Raw genomic sequence first — 3,149 nt, 5'->3', positions numbered from 1 at the left:
GGCCAAGACAGGCGCGGGAGGGGCGGCAGGGGCTGGAGCCAGTCGCGCTGGCGGGGCCGTGCCCGGTGTCCACAACGGACACCGGGCACGGTCGGCGGTCAGGAAGCCGCGCCGAACCAGCGAGTGAGCCTCTCTGACAGCTCGCGCGGGTCTTCACCGGCCCACGCCACGTGCCCGTCCGGCCGGAGCAACACCGCGGGTTCGGCCAGCTCCTCGCTGACGTCCACCACGTGGTCGACCCGGTCTTCCCAGCCCGCCACCGAAAGCCGTCCGGTCTGGTCGAGCAGCAGCCCGCGGCCCTCGTGCGTCAGGTCGTACAGGCTGCCGCGTTTGAGCCGGATGTCCTTCAGCCGCCGCCCGACCAGCGGGTGCTCGTCGCCGAAGTCGTAGCGGATGGCGATGGCCGTGATCTTCTCGATCAGGTACCGGTGCACCTCCTCGAAATCCATCAGCTGCGAGAAAAGCCGGCGCAGCGCCTGCGGGCCCGGCTCGGTGGACATCAGCTCCATCTGCGCGCGGGTGTTGTCCAGGACGTCCGCGGCCACCGGATGCCGCTCGGCCTCGTAGGTGTCGAGCAATCCCTCCGGTGCCCGCCCGCCGAGCCGCGCGGCCAGTTTCCAGCCGAGGTTGAACGCGTCCTGGATGCCGAGGTTCAGCCCGTGCCCGCCGACCGGCGGATGGACGTGCGCTGCGTCGCCGGCCAGGAACACCCGCCCCTCCCGGTACCGTTCGGCCTGCCGGGTGGCGTCGCCGAACCGCGAGAGCCAGCGCGGCGAGTGCACCCCGAAGTCCGTGCCCGCGACGGCCCGCAGCTGCCGCTTGAACTCCTCGAAGGTCGGCGGCACGGCACGGTCCTCGGCCAGCCCGTCGGCGGGCACGATGACCCGGTAGATCCCCTCCCCGAACGGCCCGATGCCGAACCGCTTCTGCGTCTCGCGGACCTTGAGCATCCTCGGCATCAGCTCTTCCTGCGGCATGGTCACTTCCATCTCGCCCAGCAGGGTTTCAGCCTTGCTGGGCTCGCCGGGGAAGCCGATGCCGAGCAGCTTCCGCACCGTGCTGCGGCCGCCGTCGCAGCCGACGAGATACCGCCCGCGCAACTCCGTGCCGTCGGCCAGGACCGCCGTCACCCCCTCGTCGTCCTGGCTCAGCCCGGTGACTTCGGTGCCGCGTCGCAGCTCGGTGCCCGCTTCGAGCGCGTGCTCGGTCAGCAGCCGCTCGATGACGGGCTGCCGGAGGCCGAGCACGTAGGCGTGCGCGCTGTCGAGGCGGACCGGCGTTTCCTTGGTGATGCCGGCGAAGAAGCCGCCGACCGGATGCTGGGTGCCGAGTTCGAGATACGGCTCCAGCAGGCCGCGCTGGGCCAGCACCTCGATGCTCCGCACGTGCAGCCCGAGCGCGCGCACGAATTCCGGCGGCTCCACCTCCTTTTCCAGCACGGTCACCCGCAGGCCGTGCAACCGCAGTTCGGACGCCAGCATCAGGCCGGTCGGCCCGCCCCCGGCGATGATCACGTCGATCACGAAGATCCCCCTTCACCTGGTACGACGCGAAAGTGTGCGGCATGACCCGGGTCTTGCGGCAAGCCCCCGGGTGCGCTATATGTTGAGAGTGGCAGGGAGAGTGTTTTCTCCCGGCCTTTTTTGTTGCCTGTTCCGCGCGGGGTGCGCCCGGCTCCTGACTTACGTCGAGGCGTTGCGGAGGATTTCCTCCGCGGGGCGCGGCCAGTCCGCGTACTCGCGCCCGCCGAGCCGTCGCGGCGCTGTCTCGGGCAGCCAGCGCAACGCGATCAGGCTGATCAGCACGAGCGCGCCGACGTACACCGCGACCAGTCCGAACCCGCCGTCGGAGGCGGCGAGCAGCGCGGCCGCGACCACGGTGAACGGACCGCTCGCGATCATGGAGCCGAACTGCCAGACGATCGACACCCCGCTGTAGCGCGCGTCCGACGGGAACAGCTCCGGGAAGAACGAGGCCTGCGGGGCGTACGCGCCGCCGTGCCCGAAGGCCAGGCCGGCGACGAGCAGCACCGTGATCACGACGCCGTTCCCGGTCTGCACGGCCAAAAAGCTCGGCACGACGAGCGCGAGGTTCAGCACCGTCGCGGCGAGGTAGACCGGACGGCGGCCGACGCGGTCGGTGAGGCGCCCCCACAGCGGGAGCAGCACGAGCTCCGCGACGATCCCGATGATCACCGCGTCCAGCACGATGCTGGTGTCCACGCCCTGGCTTTTCGCGTAGGAGACCAGGAAAACCGTGTAGAACGGGAAAACCGCGGCCTCGACGAACTTGGCGAGCGTGCCCGCGACCACCTCCGTGCGCGAGTCGCGCAGCAGGGTTTTCAGTGGCGCGCGGTGCTCGTCGAGGTTCTCGCGGACCGCGCGGAACGTCTCGGATTCCTGCACCCGCAGGCGCACGTACAGGCCGATCAGCACCACCAGCAGGCTGAGCAGGAACGGGATCCGCCAGCCCCACGAGACGAACGTCGCCTCGGACATGTTCGCGTCGAGCACCGCGAACAGCGCGCTCGGGATCAGATACGCGGCGGGGGAGCCGAGCTGGACGAAGCTCGTGACGAAGCCGCGTTTGCCGGGCGGCGCGACTTCGGCGGCGAGAAGGACCGCGCCGCCCTGTTCGCCGCCGACGCCGAAGCCCTGGATCAGCCGCACCAGCACGAGGAACACCGGCGACCAGAACCCGATCTGCGCGTATCCCGGCATCAGCCCGACGGCGACCGTGCCGAGCCCGGTGAGGAGCAGCGTGTAGACGAGCGTCTGGCGGCGGCCGACGCGGTCGCCGATGTGGCCCCAGACGATGCCGCCGAGCGGGCGCGCGAAGAAGCCGACCGCGTAGGTCGAGAACGCCGCCAGGGTGCCGAGGAGCGGGCTGACGGAGGGAAAGAAGACCTTGTTGAAGACCAGCGCGGACGCGGTGCCGTAGATGAAGAAGTCGTAGTACTCGGCCACGGTGCCGATCACCGAGGCGGCGACCGTGCGGGGCACGGACGCGGGGGCGGGGCCGGTCTTCATCGACGCTCCTCAGGCTCGCTGCACCGCGGCGACCGCCGCCGTGGCAGAGCTACCATACAAGTTCTGGTATGGCGGTTTTGTCAAGGGGTCGTGGGGAAAGTGGTGCGTGCGTGTGGGGGG

At 70.3% G+C, this 3,149-nt stretch carries 2 protein-coding genes; both read right to left on the bottom strand.

What is annotated here, in order from left to right; genetic code table 11:
* Window positions 1–98 precede the first annotated feature (98 nt).
* Window positions 99–1,523, bottom strand: a complete 1,425-nt coding sequence (rox, locus tag FPZ12_RS45335; RefSeq protein ID WP_144762602.1) for a rifampin monooxygenase — start codon at window positions 1,521–1,523, stop codon at window positions 99–101.
* Window positions 1,524–1,682: 159 nt separating this feature from the next.
* The gene (locus tag FPZ12_RS45330) at window positions 1,683–3,029 is read right to left on the bottom strand and encodes an MFS transporter (RefSeq protein WP_144762598.1); all 1,347 of its coding nucleotides are present in this window, start codon (window positions 3,027–3,029) and stop codon (window positions 1,683–1,685) included.
* Window positions 3,030–3,149 lie beyond the last annotated feature (120 nt).

Source organism: Amycolatopsis acidicola (assembly GCF_007713735.2).
In the GTDB taxonomy this organism is placed as follows: domain Bacteria; phylum Actinomycetota; class Actinomycetes; order Mycobacteriales; family Pseudonocardiaceae; genus Amycolatopsis_E; species Amycolatopsis_E acidicola.
The sequence above is the reverse complement of the archived record's forward strand: the minus strand, read 5'-3'. Positions and strand labels throughout refer to the sequence as shown.

What these genes read in the sequence shown, in the direction of transcription:
- FPZ12_RS45330 (WP_144762598.1), bottom strand. Translation starts at nt 3,029, where the DNA reads ATGAAGACCGGCCCCGCCCCCGCGTCCGTGCCCCGCACGGTCGCCGCC.